Origin of the sequence: Qipengyuania sp. 902 (genome assembly GCF_051195295.1) — a bacterium.
GTDB lineage: Bacteria > Pseudomonadota > Alphaproteobacteria > Sphingomonadales > Sphingomonadaceae > Qipengyuania.
The window spans coordinates 83,196-101,061 of the sequence record NZ_JBNJLJ010000001.1; the positions used below are offsets into that span (position 1 = coordinate 83,196).

The following is a 17,866-nucleotide window of genomic DNA, read 5'->3' on the forward strand; positions in this document are numbered from 1 at the left end:
TTGCCCTTCGCGCGATGGTCGCTATGAAGCGCCCAACCGTTCTTTTCGAGAGAGGAATTTCGATGATCCTTCGCGCCGCGACTACTGCTGCAACCCTTCTAGCCACCGCATCGCTTGCCGCGCAGGCGCAGGCCCGGCCGATGACCCCGGAAGACGTCGCCAAGCTGGAAAGCGTGGGTACGATCGCCGTCTCCCCCGATGGCAGCCGCGTGGCCTACACCACTGCCAGCCTGCCCGACGTGACCGAGGGCGAGGACAACGGTTCGACCAGCCTCCGGCTCAGCATGGCGTACGGCCCGAACAATGCCCGCGAATTCCTGCCCGATGACATCAGCGCCTCGTCGATAGCGTTCTCGCCCGATGGCCGGATGGTAAGCTTCGTCTGGGCCGATGAGGACGAGGACCGCGCGGTCTGGGGCATTCCGGTCGACGGCGGTGCCCAGCGCAAGCTCGCCGCGGTCGATGGCGCGGATGTCCGCGCCTATGCCTGGGCCCCCGATGGTTCGCGCATGTGGCTGCTGGCCGGTGCCGAACAAGACACTGCTCGCGAAAAGGAAGCCAAGGCCGGCTTCAATGCCATCGTCTATGAGGAAGAAGCCCGCCTCAACCGCCTGTTCGCCGCAAATGTCGGCGGGGTAGTGGACGCCGATCCGCGCGCCGTTACCATTCCCGGCTATGTGAGCGCTTTCCGGGTCGCGCCCGATGGCCGCACGGCGGTGGTCGACAGCGCGCCGACGCCGCAAATCGACGATGCCTATACGTCGAAACGCGCCCATGTGCTCGATCTGACGAGCGGCAGGGTTCTGCGGGTGATCGAAACCCCGGGCAAGCTGGGAGATATCGAGGTTTCGCCCGATGGCCGACAGCTGTCGATGATCGCCGGTGTCGATATGAACGACCCTGCGGACACGACGCTCCATCTCGTTGATGTTGCCAGCGGCCAGTATCGCGCGCTCAACGCAGGCGCGCCGGAGGCCGCCGTCGACGCGGCATGGCTCGCCGACGGTCGCCTGGCTGCAGTGATCCACAAGGGCGCTGAAAGCGCGCTGCGCATCTACAATGCCGATGGCAGCGTTGCCGAAGAACATGAGGGCGGCGACCTGCTGCTCTCCAGCCTCGAGACCGGCGGCGGCACGATCGCGGTCGAAGCCAGCAGCGCGCGCCACCCGACCGAATTGTTCGTCTGGTCCAACGGTGCTTTCCAGCGGTGGACGACGCACAACCCCTGGCTATCGGAAATCGACTTCGGCAACCAGCGCACGATGACCTTCACGGCACGTGACGGCCAGCAGGTAGAAGGCGTATTGATCGAGCCGGTCGGCGGCGTCCCGCGCGGCGGCGCCCCGCTGATCCTCGACGTGCATGGCGGACCGGAAGCCCACGAGTCCGATGGCTGGAACACCAGCTACAGCGGCCCGGGCCAGGTCGCCGCCGGTCAGGGTTACGCCGTATTCCTGCCGAACTACCGCGGGTCCACCGGTTACGGCACGGCCTTCTCCAAGCAGCACACCGGCAACTACACCGATCCCGAATTCACCGATCTGGTCGATGCCAAGCGCGCGCTGGTCGAGGCCGGAATTGCCGATGCCGACCGCGTCGGGGTGACCGGCGGATCCTATGGCGGCTACGCCACGGCATGGTCCTCGACTGCCCTGTCGGACGAATTTGCCGCCGGTGTGATGTTCGTCGGCATTTCCAACCAGATCAGCAAGTTCGGCACGACCGACATCCCGTACGAGATGTACAATGTGCATTCCGGCAAGTGGCCGTGGGACGACTGGCAGGGGATGCTGGAAGTCAGCCCGATCTACCATGTCGACAAGGCCAACACGCCGCTGCTGATTTTACATGGCGAGGAAGACACACGCGTCTCGCCCAGCCAGAGCTACGAGCTTTATCGTTCGATGAAAGTGCGCAAGCCCGATGTGCCGGTACGCCTCGTACTCTATCCGGGCGAGGGCCACGGCAATCAGAAGGCTGCCGCCCGCTACGACTACAACCTGCGGATGATGCGCTGGTTCGATACCTATCTGAAGACCGGCGATCGCGACGCGGAGATGCCCAGTCCGCGGCCGACGCTCGAGATAGCCGAAGACGAAGGCTGACATAAAAAGGGCGGCTCTCGGGCCGCCCTTTCAATTGTTACGCTCAAAAAGCTCAGAAAGTGTAGCCGATCCCCGCCGCGACCATGAACTGGTCCGCGCTGCCGCGGATGCTGGTGAAGGGGCTGTCCTTCGCATCGCCGAGCAGCCGCGAGTAGCTGGCCAGCCCGATCAGGGCGAGGCCACCGTCCGTCACATCGCCATTGAGGTCGAAGGCCAGCAGGACATTGGTCCCGATGCTCTCGAAACCGCCTTCCGCCTGGTAGAGCGGCAAGGCATCCGGGTCGGGAACCAGCGTGTTGAGCGGTCCGACCGAATAGTAATAGTCGGCGAAATCGTCGTCGATATGATTGGCGCTGACCGAAAGCGAAGCAGCAATGCCGCGGCTAAGCGGCGTGAAATAGGTCACGCTCGGGCTGATCGTGCGACCGCTATGGGCACCGTTGATGTCCCATACTGCGTCGAGATTGACGCTCACACTGTCGTACGGGTTGAGCACGCCGGGAAACGACACACCTACGCTCGGGCCGACTTCGATCGCCGTATCCAGCTCACCATAGCGTGCAACGACCTCGTCCTTGATGTCGTCGATATCGACGCGGTCGCGATTGAGCTTGATCATCGGCCCCGCCGAGAACGACACGCCCTCATCTGGATCGGGGACGAAATCGAGGGCAATACCCGCGGGTCGCGGGTTGATGTCCACTCCGCCCAACGAGCCCTGCACGATCGGCAAGACGAAAGCGGTGTAATCGTCCGAGCCGGAATAGCTCGGCCCGTAAGCCACGCCGACACCGACGCTGACGAAATCGCCATCGAATACGGTTGCCTCGACTGCATTTTCTTCCGGAGCACTTGCGGCAACGCCCGGCTCCCCCTGGTCCTGAGCGCTGGCAACGGATGCGGAAAATGCCGCGCCGAGAGCGGCGGCGATAGCTAGCTTGTTCATGGAAACCCTCACTTCGTCTTTCGCCTCAAACGGCTTGGCGCGCATCGCGTTCCAGTGTCGCACAACGAATAGCCGCATTGCCGCCGGAGCGCGAACTGCCTAAGCCCCGCAACCGATGAACGGGCGCATGATCGATATGGCAATCGTGGGCGGAGGGCTCGCCGGCGGGCTGATCGCGCTGGCCGTCCATCGCGCCCATCCGGAAATGCGCCTCGCCCTGTTCGAGAGCGGCGATGTCTTCGGCGGCAATCACCGCTGGAGCTGGTTCGACAGTGATCTCGACGCCGCTGGCAAGGCTTTGCTGGCAAACTGCCGCCAGGTCGAATGGGATCGTGGATATGAGGTCTATTTCCCCGACATCGCCCGCACCCTCACCTCGACCTATCATTCCATCGCGAGCAGGGATTTCGACGCCAATCTACGGCGTGAGCTCCCGCAGGAATCGCTGCGCCTGCTCAGCCCGGTCGCTGATGTGGCACCTGATGGCGTGACGCTGGAAAGCGGCGAGCATGTTCCGGCGCGCGTCGTGATGGATTGCCGCAACGCCGTGCCCTCCGCGCACTTGCGCGGCGGATGGCAGGTCTTCATGGGCCGCCACATCAAGCTACCCGCCGCGCACGGCATGCAGCGCCCGATCGTTATGGACGCCCGAGTTCGCCAGCACGCCGCCTATCGCTTCGTTTACACCCTCCCGCTGGGCGCGCAGGACCTCTTCGTCGAGGACACCTATTACGCCGACAGCCCGGTTCTTGAGCGCAGCGCCCTGTCGCGCAGGATCGACGACTATTGCCGCGAGCACGGTTGGGACGGAGAGATCGTCGGCGGTGAAACCGGGGTTCTGCCGGTCATCACCGGAGGCGATTTTGCCGCCTATCGGCGCGACATCGGCCCTCCGGGCGTGGTTCGCGCAGGCGCACGCGGCGGCTTCGTCCACCCATTGACGAGTTACACCTTGCCTTTCGCAGTCGACAACGCACTGGCAATCGCACGCGAGGCTACCCTGCCAGGAGAACAGCTCGCGGCATTGATCGACAAACGCGCCCGCGATCACTGGCGCGCGACAAGCTTTTACCGCGCGCTCGGCCGCATGCTTTTCCAGGGTGCGCAGCCGGAGGAACGCTTCCGCATATTCGCGCATTTCTATCGATTGCCGGAGCCACTCGTGGAGCGTTTCTACGCGGGCCACTCCACTCTGGCAGACAAGGCACGCATATTGATCGGCAAGCCGCCGATACCCATACCGGCGGCAATCGGCGCCTTGCTTGGCAAGGGCGCTCCGCTGGTCCAAGAGGGATCCTGATGAACGCCGAAACGAACACACCGCCCACCGCCACCGGTGAAACCACCGTTGCGGGCGTGCCTGCGACCGGGAAGACAGCCTGCGTCGTCGGTTCCGGCTTCGGGGGGCTTGCCCTTGCCATCCGACTGCAGTCCGCCGGTATCCAGACCACCGTGGTCGAGGGTCGCGACAAGCCCGGTGGCCGCGCGTATTACTGGGAAAAGGATGGCTTCACCTTCGATGCCGGCCCGACCGTCATCACCGATCCCGACTGTCTGCGCGAGCTATGGGCGCTGACCGGTCACGATATGGCGGAAGACGTCGAAATCGTGCCGGTCATGCCGTTCTATCGCCTGAACTGGCCCGACGGGACCAATTTCGACTATTCCAATGACGAGGAGCAGCTGTTTGCCGAAATAGCGCAGCTCAACCCGTCGGACGTCGCCGGATACCAGCGCTTCCTCGATTATTCGGAGGCCGTCTATCAGGAAGGCTACGTCAAGCTGGGGCACAAGCCCTTCCTCGACTTTAAATCAATGCTTAAGGCGGCCCCTGCCCTGGCGAAGCAGCAGGCCTGGCGCAGCGTCTATTCGATGGTGTCGAGCTATGTCGAGAACGAGAAGCTGCGCGAGGCGCTGAGTTTCCACACGCTGCTGGTCGGCGGCAATCCGATGAAGACCAGCAGCATCTACGCGCTGATCCACAAGTTGGAGAAAGACGGCGGCGTCTGGTGGGCCAAGGGCGGCACCAACCGGCTGGTCGCGGGCATGATCCGCCATTTCGAGCGGATCGGCGGCACCATGCGCGTCGGCGATCCCGTAGTGCAGGTCCACACGCTGGGCACCAAGGCGACCGAGGTGGAAACCGCATCAGGCTGGCGCGAGCGCTTCGATGCGGTCGCCAGCAATGCCGACATCGTCCACAGCTATCGCAACCTGCTGTCCGATTCCAAGCGCGGCAAATCTTATGCCGGGAAGCTGGCGCGCAAGAAATTCAGCCCCAGCCTGTTCGTGGTCCATTTCGGGATTGAGGGCACCTGGCCGGGCATCCCGCACCACATGATCCTGTTCGGCCCGCGCTACAAAGGCCTGCTGGAGGACATTTACGACCACGGTGTGCTGCCGGAAGATTTCTCGATCTACCTGCACCACCCCAGCGTCAGCGATCCGTCGATGGCGCCCGAGGGTATGAGCACCTTCTACGCGCTGGTCCCGGTCGCTCACATGGGCAAGCTGGCGGTCGATTGGGAGGAGATGGGTCCGATCCTCGAAAAGCGCATTCTCGACGAGATCGAGCGCCGCTTGATCCCCGACATCCATTCGCGCATCAAGACCAAGTTCCACTATGCGCCGAAGGATTTCGCCAGCGATCTCAACGCCCATATGGGCAGTGCCTTCAGCCTGGAACCGGTGCTGACCCAGAGCGCCTTCTTCCGCGGGCATAATCGCGACGACGTGATCGACAATTTCTACCTTGTCGGCGCGGGCACGCATCCGGGCGCCGGCATCCCCGGCGTGGTCGGCAGCGCCAAGGCGACCGCCGGCTTGATGGTCGAGGATTTGGTCGAGTGAACCGCCTTGCTGTCTATTGCGGTTCGGCTTCGCCCGAAGATCCGCGCTATATCCAGCTCGCCTACGATGTCGGCGCTGGCCTCGCGGAGCGCGGCATCGGCGTAGTGTATGGCGGCGGACGGCTCGGCCTGATGGGTGCGGTCGCGCGCGGCGCGCTGGAGGCGGATGGCGAGGTGATCGGTGTAATCCCCGACGCGCTCGCCAATTCCGAAGTCGCGAACCACGATTGCACCGAACTGTACACCGTCGGCGGCATGCACGAGCGCAAGCAGCGCTTCACCGATCTCTCCGACGGTTTCGTCACCATCCCCGGCGGTGTCGGGACGATGGACGAATTATGGGAAGCGATGAGCTGGGCGCAGCTCGGCTATCACCAGAAGCCTGTCGGCCTGCTCAATGCCTTCGGCTTCTATGACGACCTTATCGCTTTCAATCGCAGGATGGCCAAGGTGGGCTTCGTGCGCCCCGCTCACCAGAACATCCTGATCGCCGACGACAATCTCGGCGGGCTGTTAAAGAAAATGGCAAGCTACGAGGCGCATACGCCGATCTTCCAGATGAAGGCAGACGACCTCTGAACACGCCCCGCCCACTGACGACCAGCAAGATCCGCGCGACGCCGACGCGTGCCGGTGGCGGCCGCGACCGGCGCAATCTCATCGCTCGCGCCAAGGAAGCTATCGAGGAAGGCTCGCAGAGCTTCGCTGCCGCCAGCAAGCTGTTCGACCGCGACACGCGCGAGCGCAGCTGGCTCCTCTACACCTGGTGCCGCCGCTGCGACGACATTGCGGACAATCAGGACAAGGGCGGCCCTCTCGGCGATCAGGGCGACTTGAAAAACGCCGAGGACCGTGTGCAGGCGATCCGCGTGCTAACCAAGCGCGCACTGGATGAGCAGCCGACTGCCGATTTCGCTTTCGATTCCTTCGGTATGGTCGCCGATGAGACCGGCCTCACTTGGGACATGGCCAACGACATGATCGGCGGCTTCGCGCTGGATGCCACGCGCTGGCAGCCGGCGACCGAGGCCGACATGATGCGCTATTGCTATCACGTCGCCGGATCGGTCGGGATCATGATGGCGGTGGTCATGGGCGTCAGCAAGGACGACGGCGAGACACTGGACCGCGCCTGCGACCTCGGCCTTGCTTTCCAGATCGCCAATATCGCGCGCGACATCGTCGAGGATGCTGATGCCGGGCGCTGTTATCTCCCGAAGAGCTGGCTCGACGAAATGGGCTGGGAAGCAGGCGAACATGCCCTGCCGGAAAACCGCTTCCGCCTAGCGAGCCTGATGCCGCGCCTGATCGCGCTGATGGAGAAGCACGAGGAAGCATCCAAGCTCGGCGCGAAGAAGCTGCGCTTCCGGCAGCGCTGGGCGGTGCTGGCAGCGGCCAATATCTACGGCGCGATCGGGCGCAAGGTGCTGAACCGCGGGCAGCTGGCCTGGGACAGGCGCACGCGCGTGAGCGGGCTCGAGAAGAGCTGGCATGTCACGAGCGCCTTCTTCGAGGCCCTGTGGAACCGCCCCGCCCAGCCGCGCGAACCGATCCTGTGGAGCCGCCACGATTTCCGCCCCGTCGCTGGGTGGTAGCTTTCCTCCCCTCCCCGTTCGCCCTGAGCTTGTCGAAGGGCCGTCTTTAACTTTTGTACCGGTGCTCAAAAAAGTGCGGTGCTTCGACAAGCTCAGCACGAACGGAAGTGGTTGCGGTTTTCTTTTTCGCCGGAGCGGACTAACCCGCATCCATGATTTCAAAGCTCCTCATCGCCAATCGCGGCGAGATCGCCTGCCGCATCATCCGCACTGCGCGCGCCATGGGGATCGCCACGGTGGCGGTCTATTCGGATGCCGATGCCAAGGCGCTGCATGTGCGTACAGCAGACGAGGCGGTGCATATCGGCACTTCGCCCGCTGCCGAGAGCTATCTCGTCGGCGAGAAGATCATCGCTGCGGCGAAGCAGACCGGGGCCGAAGCAATCCATCCGGGATACGGCTTCCTGTCGGAGAACGCGGACTTCGCGCAGGCGGTGATGGATGCCGGGTTGATCTGGGTCGGCGCGCCGCCGTCCTCGATCCGCGCCATGGGCCTGAAGGACGCGGCCAAGAAGCTGATGCGCGAGGCGGGCGTGCCCGTCACTCCCGGCTATGATGGTGACGACCAGTCGGCGGAGCGCCTGAAGCAGGAAGCCGACGCGATCGGCTATCCGGTGCTGATCAAGGCGGTCGCAGGCGGCGGCGGCAAGGGGATGCGCAAGGTCGATGCGGCCGAGGACTTCCTCTCCTCGCTCGAATCCTGCCGCCGCGAGGCCAAGGCGAGCTTCGGCAATGACGATGTGATCCTCGAAAAATGGATCACCTCGCCTCGCCATATCGAAGTGCAGGTGTTCGGCGACAGCCATGGCAATGTCGTCCACCTGTTCGAGCGCGACTGCTCGCTTCAACGCCGCCACCAGAAGGTGATCGAGGAAGCCCCCGCCCCCGGCATGGACGAGGCCACGCGCGAGGAAATCTGCGCCGCCGCCGTACGCGCCGCCAAGGCGGTCGATTACGAGGGCGCTGGCACCATCGAATTCATCGCCGATGCTTCCGAGGACCTGCGCGCCGACCGCATCTTCTTCATGGAAATGAACACCCGCCTGCAGGTCGAGCACCCCGTGACCGAGGAGATCACCGGGGTGGACCTGGTGGAATGGCAGCTGAGGGTAGCAAGCGGAGAGCCGATCCCGCTCAAGCAGGAAGAGCTTAGCATCGACGGGTGGTCCATCGAGGCTCGCCTCTATGCGGAAGACCCGGCGACGGGATTTCTACCGAGCACGGGGCGGTTGGAATCCTTGGTCCTTGATGATCGCTGGGCCCGTATCGAGACTGGGGTGGAGGAGGGCGATTCGGTTACTCCGTTTTACGACCCGATGATTGCAAAGGTGGTGGTCCATGAAGACGGCCGCGATCAGGCTATCGAGACACTCAAGCGGTCACTAAATCATAGCTTCGTCGCACCCGTGAAAACTAACAAGGGCTTCCTGTTCGAGTGTCTCGACAATAGCGACTTCGCCGATGCCAAGCTCGACACTGGTTTGATCGGTGCCGCAGGTGACAAGCTTATCTCGCAAAAAGTGCCAGACATGAGTGTCGCAGACACAGCCGCAAGGCGATACAAGGCTGATAGGTTCGATTGGGGTGGATATGACCCAATCCTCGACCAGCTTTTTGGCTTTCGATTGAACAAACCAAGCGAGAACACCGTAACGCTTTGGTGCGGCAGCGAAACCTTCGCAGCAACGCCCAAAGGTGGGCGGCCCTGTCCGAACACCTATCCTAGTTTAGACGATGGGATCATCGTTACTGATCGCGGTTTCGACTACACGTTCTATCCCCATCCTCCGCGAACAGGCGGAGCAGCCTCCGCCGCAGACGGCGCGATCCTCGCGCCGATGCCGGGCAAGGTCATCGCGGTCGACGTGGCCGAGGGCGATGCGGTCACCGCTGGCCAGCGGCTGATGGTGCTTGAGGCGATGAAGATGGAGCACGCGCTCACCGCGCCGTTTGACGGGACCGTGACCGAACTCTCCGCCAGCGAGGGCGGGCAGGTGCAGGTCGAGGCGGTGCTGTGCGTGGTGGAGCCTGACGACACGGACTGACTTCCCAAACCCGTTCGCCCTGAGCTTGTCGAAGGGCTGCACTTTCTTCTAGCGTTGCGCTTTAAGTGAAGGACAGGGCTTCGACAAGCTCAGCCCGAACGGAGACTGGGATGGGTTGGGAAGCCGAACTCGAAGAACTGCGCCAGCGCGAAGCCCTCGCCGAGCAGATGGGCGGCGCGGACAAGGTCGCGCGCCAGCACGGGCGCGGCAAGATGGACGCCCGCGCCCGGCTCGCTGCACTGGTGGACGATGGCTCCTTCCGCGAAATCGGCAAGATCGCAGGCAAGGGTACCTATGACGCGGACGGCAATCTCGAATCCGTCCTCCCTGCTCCCTTCCTGTTCGGGAAGGCCAAAATCAACGGTCGCTCGGTGGTCGCCACGGCAGACGACTTCACAATTCGCGGCGGCGCGGCGGATGCCGGAATCAGTCGCAAGATGGTGCAGGCCGAGAAGATGGCGCACGAGCTCAAGCTTCCCATCATCCGCATGATCGACGGCACCGGCGGCGGCGGATCGGTCAAGACGCTGGAGCAGATCGGTGCGACCTATATTCCCGCCGTGCCCGGCTGGTCAGATGTGGTCATAAACCTCGACACCGTGCCGGTCGTCGCGCTGGCGCTCGGCCCCACGGCGGGACTCGGCGCAGCACGGATCGTCGCCAGCCATTATTCGATCATGGTCAAAGGCCTCAGCCAGATCTTCGCCGCCGGACCCGCCGTGGTCGATGGCCTCGGCGAGAGTTACAAGGGTTCGGACGATCACCAGCAGGCCAAGGAAGACCTTGGCGGCAGCGGCATCCACACGCGCAACGGCGTGGTCGACGACGAGGTCGCCAGCGAGGCCGAAGCATTCGCCCGCGCGCGGCATTTCCTCAGCTTCATGCCCGAACATGTCGGCCAGCTCGCCCGCCGCACCGAATGCCGCGACCCGGTCGACCGGCGCGAGGATGCGCTGCTCTCCCTCGTCCCGCGCGAGGACAAACAGGTTTATTCCATGCGCCGCTGCATGGAGATGGTCTTCGACCAGGGCACCGTGTTCGAGATCGGCAAGATGTGGGGCCGCGCCTGCATCACTGCGCTGGCCCGACTCGACGGCTGGCCGGTCGCGGTGCTGGCGAGCGACCCGAGCTATCTCGGCGGCAGCTGGGACGCCAAGACCAGCGAAAAGGTCGAGCGGTTCGTGAAGCTCGCCGACCAGTTCCGCCTGCCGATCGTCCACCTGGTCGACAATCCCGGTTTCATGATCGGTCGCGAGGCGGAGATGGCGGGCACGATCCGCTACGGCGTGCAGGCGATGAACGCGGTCTACAAGGCCAGCGTCCCGCTCGCCAGCGTGGTGCTGCGCCGCGCCTATGGCATCGCCGGCAGCGCGATGAGCAATGCGGAAACCTATCAATACCGCTTCTGCTGGCCGAGCGGCGACTGGGGCAGCCTGCCGATCGCGGGCGGGCTGGAGGTCGCCTACAAATCCGACCTCGAAGCGGCCGAGGACCCGGAGGCAGAACTCGCCGCGATCCGCGAGCGGCTGGACAAGGTGACCAGCCCCTTCCGCAGCGCCGAGCGTTTCAATGTCGAGGACATCATCGACCCGCGCGACACGCGGCCCTTGCTGTGCGAATTTGCGGAGCTGGCTTGGCGCAGGCTTCGCGCGGAGGGTTAGTCCGTCTCCGGCTCCGGTGGACCGAACAAAGCGCCGCGCTCGCTGAACAGAACGAATACGAGGCTCAGCACCGCAGTGCACAGCAATGCCAGCGCCAGCGGACGGGCCGTGCCGTCGTAGGCATAGCCGATGAACGCGCCGAGGAGCGCGCCGCTGGTCATCCGCAGGAAGCCCTGCGCCGAACTGGCCGCGCCGGCGATGTGCTTGAAGGGTTGCAGCGCGATACTGCCGAAATTCGCCCCGATGAAACCGAGCAGGCTCATGTTGGCGGCCATCAGCGGCACGAAGGTCCACAGGCTTTCGTCCGGCTGATTGGCGAAATAGAGCTGGGCCGCGGCCACTGCGATGAAGGCGAACAGGGCCACGTGACTCACGCGTCTTGCGCCGTACCGCTCGACGATGCGGCTGTTCGACCAGTTCGCTATCGCCATACAACCGGCACAGATCGCGAAGATCAGCGGGAAGCGGTCGCCCGCACCGAAGGCCTCGCCGATCAACTGCTGACTGGAATTGATGAAGCCGAACAAGCCGCCGAAAACCAGCGCGCTGCCGAGGGTGTAGCCGATTGTCTCGCGCAGGGTGACAGCCTTGCGCATGTTGCGCGCGATCACCGGTATGCGGATTTCCTGCTTGTCGTCCTCGTGCAGCGTTTCCGGCAGGCGGGTATAAACCCACAGGCTCATCACACAGCCAGCAACGGCCATGGCGCCGAAGATCCAGCGCCAGTCGCCGAATGCCAGCAGCACCGCCTGTCCGATGCTGGGCGCGACGGCGGGCACGAGCAGGAAAATAACGAAAATCAGGCTCATCATGCGCGCCATCTTGTCGCCGCCCACGCGGTCGCGGATGATGGCGGGCGGCAGGGCGATGATGCCGGCGGCGAAGAAGCCCTGCGCCGCCCGCAACCCCACGAGCATGTCGAATGTCGTCGCCAGCGCGCAGGCGACCGACAGCACGATGTAGAAAAACAGGCCGGTGAAAAGCACGGGCCTGCGTCCGTAGCGGTCGGCGAAGGCTCCCGGCACCAGCGTTCCGATCCCGGCGGCGAGCAGATAGGCGCCGACCACGAACTGTCGGTCGTTGCCCTGCGCCCCGAGGTCGCCCGCCACCGCATCCAGCGCGGGCAGGATCGCGTCGATCCCGAAGGCGTTGAGCGCCATCAACAGCGCCATCATCCAGATCAGCTGGCGCTCGCCGATGTGCGGACGCGTGGCCGATGCGGCCGAAGGGCGTTCGCCCGAAGCTAGCTGATCGTTTCGCATCTGCACAAAATGGCAGGTGGCTCACAAGGTTCCGCTTTGCAACCCACTGCCCTATCTATTCCTGCATGAGCGATGGCGAAAAACGCACGGATGACGAGGAGGCAGGCGAGGCCGACGGCCTGCGCAAGATCATCCATGTCGATATGGACGCGTTTTTCGCCAGCGTCGAACAGCGCGACAATCCGGACCTGCGTGGCAAGCCGGTCGCCGTGGGTGGATCGAGTGGGCGCGGGGTCGTCGCGGCTGCCAGCTACGAAGCGCGCAAGTTCGGCGTGCGGAGCGCCATGCCCTCTGTGACAGCCAAGCGAAAATGCCCGGACCTGATCTTCGTCAAGAGCCGCTTCGACGCCTATCGCGAGGTCAGCCAGCAGATCCGCGCGATCTTCCGCCACCACACCGACCTTGTCGAGCCGCTGAGCCTGGACGAGGCCTATCTCGATGTCACCGAGGACAAGCTCGGTATCGGCAGTGCCACCCGCATCGCGGAACTCATCCGGCAGGAAATCCGCGTGAAGACGCGCCTCACCGCCAGTGCGGGGGTGAGCTACAACAAGTTCCTCGCCAAGATCGCCAGCGACCAGAACAAACCCGACGGGATGTGCGTCATCCGCCCCGGCGAAGGCGCCGAATTTGTCAGCACGCTGCCGATCCGGCGGTTCCACGGCGTCGGCCCCAAGGGCGCAGAGAAGATGGCACGGCTGGGGATCGAAACCGGCGGCGATCTTGCGGCCAAGGACATTGAGTGGCTGCGCGCGCATTTCGGCAGCTTCGCCGATTATCTCTACCGTGCGGCGCGCGGGATTGATCTCAGGCCCGTCCGCTCCAGCCGGACGCGCAAATCGGTCGGCGGAGAACGCACCTTCAGCCGCGACCTCTCCTCAGGCAGCGAGTTGCGCGAGACGATGGAGGAGATCATCGACATCGTCTGGGGCTATATCGAGCGGGCCGAAGCCAAGGGCCGCACGGTGACGCTCAAAATGAAGTATAACGACTTCACGATCTTCAGCCGGGCAAAGACCGTGGATACGCCGATTACCGACCGGGAAACCTTTGCCGGTATCGGCCGCGCACTGCTGGAAGAGGTCCTGCCCCTGCCCATGCCGATCCGCCTGATGGGCCTGACGCTGTCGAAACTGGAAAGCAATGGCGAGGCTGAGAAGCCGCGTCCCGATGCCCAGCTCAGCCTGCTCTAGCTCCGGCGCTTGGTGTAGACCTCCAGCCGCCGCCGTGCGCTCGGTGCCAGCGGTTCGGGCAGCGAATGGGTCGGGAAAAAGCGCGCTTCCACCACTTCGCGGCCGTCGGGCTTGGGCATGTCGTCGACCACGCCAGTGAAGACATGCGCCATGTGCGGGGCGCCCGACAGCGTTTCATGCACCTCGCCGAGCGGTTTGAGTCCATCGATCTCGCAGCTCGTTTCCTCGCGCAGTTCCCGCCGAGCGGCAGTTTCGGGATCCTCGCCTCGCTTGAGACCGCCGCCCGGGATGTACCATCCCGGCGGGCCGTAACTATGCCGCACCAGCAGCACCTGCCCCTCCAGGTCGCGAGCGATTACGCAGACGCCGTGCGGCGTTATGCCGCGCCATTTGCGCCAATGGTGCCGCAGCTTATGCGCGACGCGCAGGGCCTGGCGAAACAGCGGCGCGGGGATCAGACGAAGCATGTCACCTGTTGCTTAGCCGCGCCGAGCAGCCGCGCAATCGGCAAATCGTTCTCCCCCGCCGCCGCCGCATCGAACACCGCGCGCTTCTCCTGCCCGCGCATGACGAAGACGAGCGCGTCGCTGGCAAGCAGCGAGGGCATGGTCAGGGTGATCCGATCGAAGGGGGCCTCCGGCGGAAGCGGATCGGGCGTCAGACGCAGGATCGGCCGCGGATCGTCTGGTTGCGGGTCGGTATTGGGAAAAAGCGAGGCAATGTGGCCATCCGCGCCCATGCCCAGCCATGCGAGATCGAAATGGGGCACGGCCTCCATTACCGTCAGCGTGACGACCTCGGCCCCGGCAGGCTCGAACAGGGCACGCAGCTTGCCGGTGTTGGACGCCTCGTGGTCCTCCGGCACGATCCGGTCGTCGCCCGGCCATACAACGAGGCGGGACCAGTCCAGATCTTCTTCGAGCAGCTTCTCCATGATGGGAAAGGGCGTCGAGCCGCCGGGGACGGTGATGGTAACCGGTCCGTCGTTCTGCGCCATCCGCGTGCCGATTTCGCGCGCGAACCACTCGGCAATCGCCGCATCGTCCGCATTTTCGATCAATGTAATGTCAGCCATGTCCTCTGATACACGAAGGCCGCCCGCACCCAAGGGTGAAGGCGGCCGGACATGTCACGAATAGCTATTCGCTTACTTGGATGTCTGGTTGAGGAACCAGATCCGCTCCTCGCACTGGTCGATCCAGTCGTCGACGATACCGCTGGTGGCGTTGTCACCGACCTCTTCGGCCGCTTCCTTCACTTCGCCGAGGCGCTTGTGGAGCAGGCGGTTGTCGTCGCGAAGTTCCGCGACCATGGCATCGGCGGTAAGAGTAACGTCGTCCTGGTCCTTGATGCGGGTTTCGGACTGCACCATCCCGATCGAGGTCAGCGTGTATTCGTCGTTCTTGCGCACGCGCTCGCCAAGATCGTCTACGGTGCCGATCAGCTGGGCGGCCTGTTCGTCGAACAGGACATGGAGATCGCGAAAGCGCGGCCCCGCAACGTGCCAGTGGAAGTTCTTCGTCTTGAAATAGAGCGCCATCGTGTCCGCCAGCGCGCCATTGAGCGCAGAGACGAGTCCGACTTTCGCATTGTCGCCGAGTTCGGCCATATCGAATTTCCCTTTTATCTTCGGATTACGTATTATCAACGGACAGCCGATCAATCGGTTTCCATGAGCTTCCTTGAGATTGTGATCGATCTAACCGATCAACCCGCGTGCGGTCAGGCCGATCCATACAGCGAGCAGAAATAGCACGGCTGCAAGACACAGGCGAATGAGCCGTAGTGGCAGATGCTCCAGCTTTCCGCCCAGGAACCAGCCGAAGCAAACCGCGGCCGCCCCCCCGATTGCGCCGCCGCTCGCCGCCAGCATCGGCGACGCGAGCGCGGCAGCAAATGCTGCGATCAGGAAACGCGAGGAATCAGTCAGCTGCCTCAGGAACAGCACGATCCCGATTGCGCCGAGCGACCGCGTCGGTTCCTGTGGCGTGCGAGCGCGGTTCGGCCAGGCGCACTCGACCGCCGCCAGCAGCATGGCGATCGCGACGAACATGGTCGCCGCATCGCTCGAAAGCTGCCCGGCGAGGGTCCCCCCGAACCACGCGGCGATGAACGCGGTCGCGATGGCTGTCGTTATCGCCAGCAGCAGCAACGCGTACGAACCTCCCAATCGCTCCCGCAGATGCGCGACGAGCAGCTGGTCACGCGATCCCGTCGCGGCGAGGAAGCTCGCCACCATTGCGAACAGGAAGGATGTCATCTGCGATCGCCCCTTTGGCTTTGCCGTGCACCCGTGCGATAGCACGTCAGATTTTCAGGCAAAGGTTGAGGAGCAGGCGATGGAACTCAAGGCAGGCATGGCAGCAGTCGTCACGGGTGGGGCGTCGGGCCTCGGAAAGGCCAGCGCGCAGGCACTGGCGGATGCGGGCCTCAAGGTGACGATCTTCGACATCGACGAGGATAGCGGCAAGGCGCATGCCGAGGCCATCGGCGGCACATTCGCCCGGGTCGACATTACCGACGAGCAGTCTGTGGTCGACGGCTTCGCAGCAGCACGCGAAGCGCACGGGCAGGAACGCGTGACGGTCCATTGCGCGATGACCAGTCGGCGCGGCAAGACGCTCGGCTGGGACAAGGAGAACGGACGCTACAAGCGGCTCGCGACCGAGGATTATGCCTTCGGCGCCGAGGGCATCCTCGTCTCTTCCTATCGCATTGCCAGCCTGTCCGCGCTCGGCATGGCGAACTCCGAACCGCTGAACGAGGACGGGGAGCGCGGCTGCGTCACGCTGACCGCCAGCGTGGCGGCGCAGGACGGGCAGATCGGCCAGGTGATCTACGGCAGCTGCAAGGCCGGGGTGAACGGCCTCGTCCTGCCGATGGCGCGCGACCTGATGGACATCGGCATCCGCGTGAACTCGGTGATGCCCGGCATATTCGCGACGCCGCTGATGCTCGGCATGAAAGACCGCAATCCGCAGATGTGGGACCAGCTCAACGCCAGCGTCCCCTTCCCCAAGCGGCTCGGCCATCCCGAGGAATTCGCCTCGCTGATCCTGGAGATCGCGCGAAACAGCTACATCAACGGCCACCAGTTCCGGCTGGACGGAGCGATCCGGATGCCGCCCAAGTGACAGGGCGACAGCGAGTAAGCGAACGCGAATGGGTGAATTGGGCGATCGGGCGGATCGAGGCGGATTTCACGCGCTCGGCCGACACGCATCTCATCCCCCTGCCCGTCCCCGCACTGCCCGACATCGCGATCTATCTGAAGGACGAGTCCAGTCACCCGACCGGCAGCCTCAAGCACCGGTTGGCGCGGTCGCTGTTCCTCTATGGCCTGTGCAATGGCTGGATCTGCGAAGGCACGCCGGTAATCGAAGCGTCGAGCGGATCGACTGCGGTTTCCGAAGCGTATTTTGCTCGCATGCTGGGCCTACGCTTCATCGCTGTGGTTCCGCGCTCGACTGCAAAGCCGAAGATCGAGGCGATCCAGTTCCACGGCGGCGAATGTCATTTCGTCGATGCGCCGGGCGAGATGTATGCCGCCGCCCAGGCGCTCGCCGACGATCTCAATGGCCACTATATCGACCAGTTCACCTTCGCCGAGCGTGCGACCGACTGGCGCGCGAACAACAATATCGCCGAATCGATCTTCGCCCAGATGGCGCGCGAACCGCATCCGGTGCCGCGCTGGATTGTCTGCGGGGCTGGAACAGGCGGAACATCGGCCACCATCGGCCGCTTCGCCCGCTACAACCGGCACGACACGAAAGTCTGCGTCGCCGATCCCGAAGGCTCGGTTTTCCACCGCCACTGGGCCGACCGGTCGGTCACCCGGGTCGAGCATTCCTCCGGCTGTATCGAGGGGATCGGGCGTCAGCGGGTCGAGCCGAGCTTCTTGCCCGACGTGATCGACCGGATGGAAGCCGTGCCCGACGCCTGCTCCATCGCCGCCGCACATGAAGTCAGCGAGCGGCTCGGCCGCCGCTGCGGCGGATCGACCGGCACCAACGTGTGGGTCTGCGCCATCATCGCCGCCGAAATGGCTGCGCGGGGCGAGGCAGGCTCGATCGTCTCGATCCTGTGCGACGACGGCGCGCGCTATGCCGACACGATCTTCGATGCCGACTGGCTCGAAGCGAAGGGCCTGGACGTGGCGGAGCCGCGCGAGCGGATCAGGGGGTTCTTCGAGACCGGCAGGTTCTGA

16 protein-coding genes are annotated in these 17,866 nt (G+C 64.2%); 10 read left to right on the forward strand and 6 right to left on the reverse strand.

What is annotated here, in order from left to right; genetic code table 11:
• Positions 1–62 precede the first annotated feature (62 nt).
• Positions 63–2,105: a S9 family peptidase gene (locus ACSH0F_RS00365; RefSeq protein WP_435198839.1), complete on the forward strand. Its 2,043-nt coding sequence runs from the start codon at positions 63–65 to the stop codon at positions 2,103–2,105.
• A gap of 52 nt (positions 2,106–2,157) precedes the next feature.
• Here the strand turns inward: ACSH0F_RS00365 and ACSH0F_RS00370 are convergent, their stop codons facing one another.
• Positions 2,158–3,051 (reverse strand): MipA/OmpV family protein, encoded by an 894-nt coding sequence (locus ACSH0F_RS00370; protein ID WP_435198841.1) that lies wholly within the window; start codon positions 3,049–3,051, stop codon positions 2,158–2,160.
• Between the two features lie 127 nt (positions 3,052–3,178).
• Between ACSH0F_RS00370 and crtY the strand changes: the two genes are divergently transcribed.
• The 6 genes from crtY (at position 3,179) to ACSH0F_RS00400 (ending at position 11,201) form a co-directional block, all read left to right on the forward strand.
• A complete protein-coding gene (gene crtY / locus ACSH0F_RS00375) occupies positions 3,179–4,351 on the forward strand; it encodes a lycopene beta-cyclase CrtY (RefSeq protein ID WP_435198843.1) in 1,173 nt (390 codons plus the stop codon).
• Positions 4,351–5,901 carry a phytoene desaturase gene (locus ACSH0F_RS00380; RefSeq protein ID WP_435198845.1) on the forward strand — a complete coding sequence of 517 codons (1,551 nt, stop codon included), beginning with the start codon at positions 4,351–4,353 and terminating at the stop codon, positions 5,899–5,901. The genes crtY and ACSH0F_RS00380 overlap by 1 nt, the downstream gene beginning before the upstream one ends.
• Positions 5,898–6,479: a TIGR00730 family Rossman fold protein gene (locus ACSH0F_RS00385; protein ID WP_435198847.1), complete on the forward strand. Its 582-nt coding sequence runs from the start codon at positions 5,898–5,900 to the stop codon at positions 6,477–6,479. Before ACSH0F_RS00380 ends, ACSH0F_RS00385 begins: the two co-directional genes overlap by 4 nt.
• A 101-nt stretch (positions 6,480–6,580) precedes the next feature.
• Positions 6,581–7,495, forward strand: a complete 915-nt coding sequence (locus ACSH0F_RS00390; protein WP_435200489.1) for a phytoene/squalene synthase family protein — start codon at positions 6,581–6,583, stop codon at positions 7,493–7,495.
• Positions 7,496–7,647: 152 nt separating this feature from the next.
• On the forward strand, positions 7,648–9,540 hold the full coding sequence (locus ACSH0F_RS00395; RefSeq protein ID WP_435198849.1) for an acetyl/propionyl/methylcrotonyl-CoA carboxylase subunit alpha: 1,893 nt from the start codon (positions 7,648–7,650) through the stop codon (positions 9,538–9,540).
• 110 nt (positions 9,541–9,650) lie between these two features.
• The gene (locus ACSH0F_RS00400; RefSeq protein WP_435198851.1) at positions 9,651–11,201 is read left to right on the forward strand and encodes an acyl-CoA carboxylase subunit beta; all 1,551 of its coding nucleotides are present in this window, start codon (positions 9,651–9,653) and stop codon (positions 11,199–11,201) included.
• Here the strand turns inward: ACSH0F_RS00400 and ACSH0F_RS00405 are convergent.
• A complete protein-coding gene (locus ACSH0F_RS00405; RefSeq protein WP_435200491.1) occupies positions 11,198–12,463 on the reverse strand; it encodes a multidrug effflux MFS transporter in 1,266 nt (421 codons plus the stop codon). The two genes, ACSH0F_RS00400 and ACSH0F_RS00405, sit on opposite strands and share 4 nt — an antisense overlap.
• 65 nt (positions 12,464–12,528) lie before the next feature.
• On the opposite strand from ACSH0F_RS00405, the gene dinB reads away from it, so the two are divergent.
• Complete coding sequence (gene dinB / locus ACSH0F_RS00410; protein WP_435198853.1) at positions 12,529–13,656, forward strand: DNA polymerase IV; 1,128 nt, start codon at positions 12,529–12,531, stop codon at positions 13,654–13,656.
• On the opposite strand, the gene ACSH0F_RS00415 is transcribed toward dinB, so the two are convergent.
• The 4 genes from ACSH0F_RS00415 to ACSH0F_RS00430 all read right to left on the reverse strand — a co-directional run bounded on the left by ACSH0F_RS00415 (position 13,653) and on the right by ACSH0F_RS00430 (position 15,916).
• Positions 13,653–14,123 carry an NUDIX domain-containing protein gene (locus ACSH0F_RS00415; RefSeq protein ID WP_435198855.1) on the reverse strand — a complete coding sequence of 157 codons (471 nt, stop codon included), beginning with the start codon at positions 14,121–14,123 and terminating at the stop codon, positions 13,653–13,655. The genes dinB and ACSH0F_RS00415 overlap by 4 nt on opposite strands.
• Positions 14,111–14,731, reverse strand: coding sequence for a 6-phosphogluconolactonase (locus ACSH0F_RS00420; protein WP_435198857.1), 621 nt, complete (start codon positions 14,729–14,731; stop codon positions 14,111–14,113). Before ACSH0F_RS00420 ends, ACSH0F_RS00415 begins: the two co-directional genes overlap by 13 nt.
• Positions 14,732–14,803: 72 nt before the next feature.
• Positions 14,804–15,265, reverse strand: coding sequence for a Dps family protein (locus ACSH0F_RS00425; protein WP_435198859.1), 462 nt, complete (start codon positions 15,263–15,265; stop codon positions 14,804–14,806).
• Positions 15,266–15,355: 90 nt separating this feature from the next.
• Positions 15,356–15,916, reverse strand: a complete 561-nt coding sequence (locus ACSH0F_RS00430) for a TMEM165/GDT1 family protein (RefSeq protein ID WP_435198861.1) — start codon at positions 15,914–15,916, stop codon at positions 15,356–15,358.
• Between the two features lie 79 nt (positions 15,917–15,995).
• Here ACSH0F_RS00430 and ACSH0F_RS00435 point away from each other — a divergent pair, with 79 nt between their 5' ends.
• Both ACSH0F_RS00435 and ACSH0F_RS00440 read left to right on the forward strand, forming a co-directional pair.
• On the forward strand, positions 15,996–16,790 hold the full coding sequence (locus ACSH0F_RS00435) for an SDR family oxidoreductase (RefSeq protein ID WP_435198863.1): 795 nt from the start codon (positions 15,996–15,998) through the stop codon (positions 16,788–16,790).
• 32 nt (positions 16,791–16,822) lie between these two features.
• Entirely contained in the window at positions 16,823–17,866 is a 1,044-nt protein-coding gene (locus ACSH0F_RS00440; RefSeq protein ID WP_435198865.1) for a PLP-dependent cysteine synthase family protein, read from the forward strand.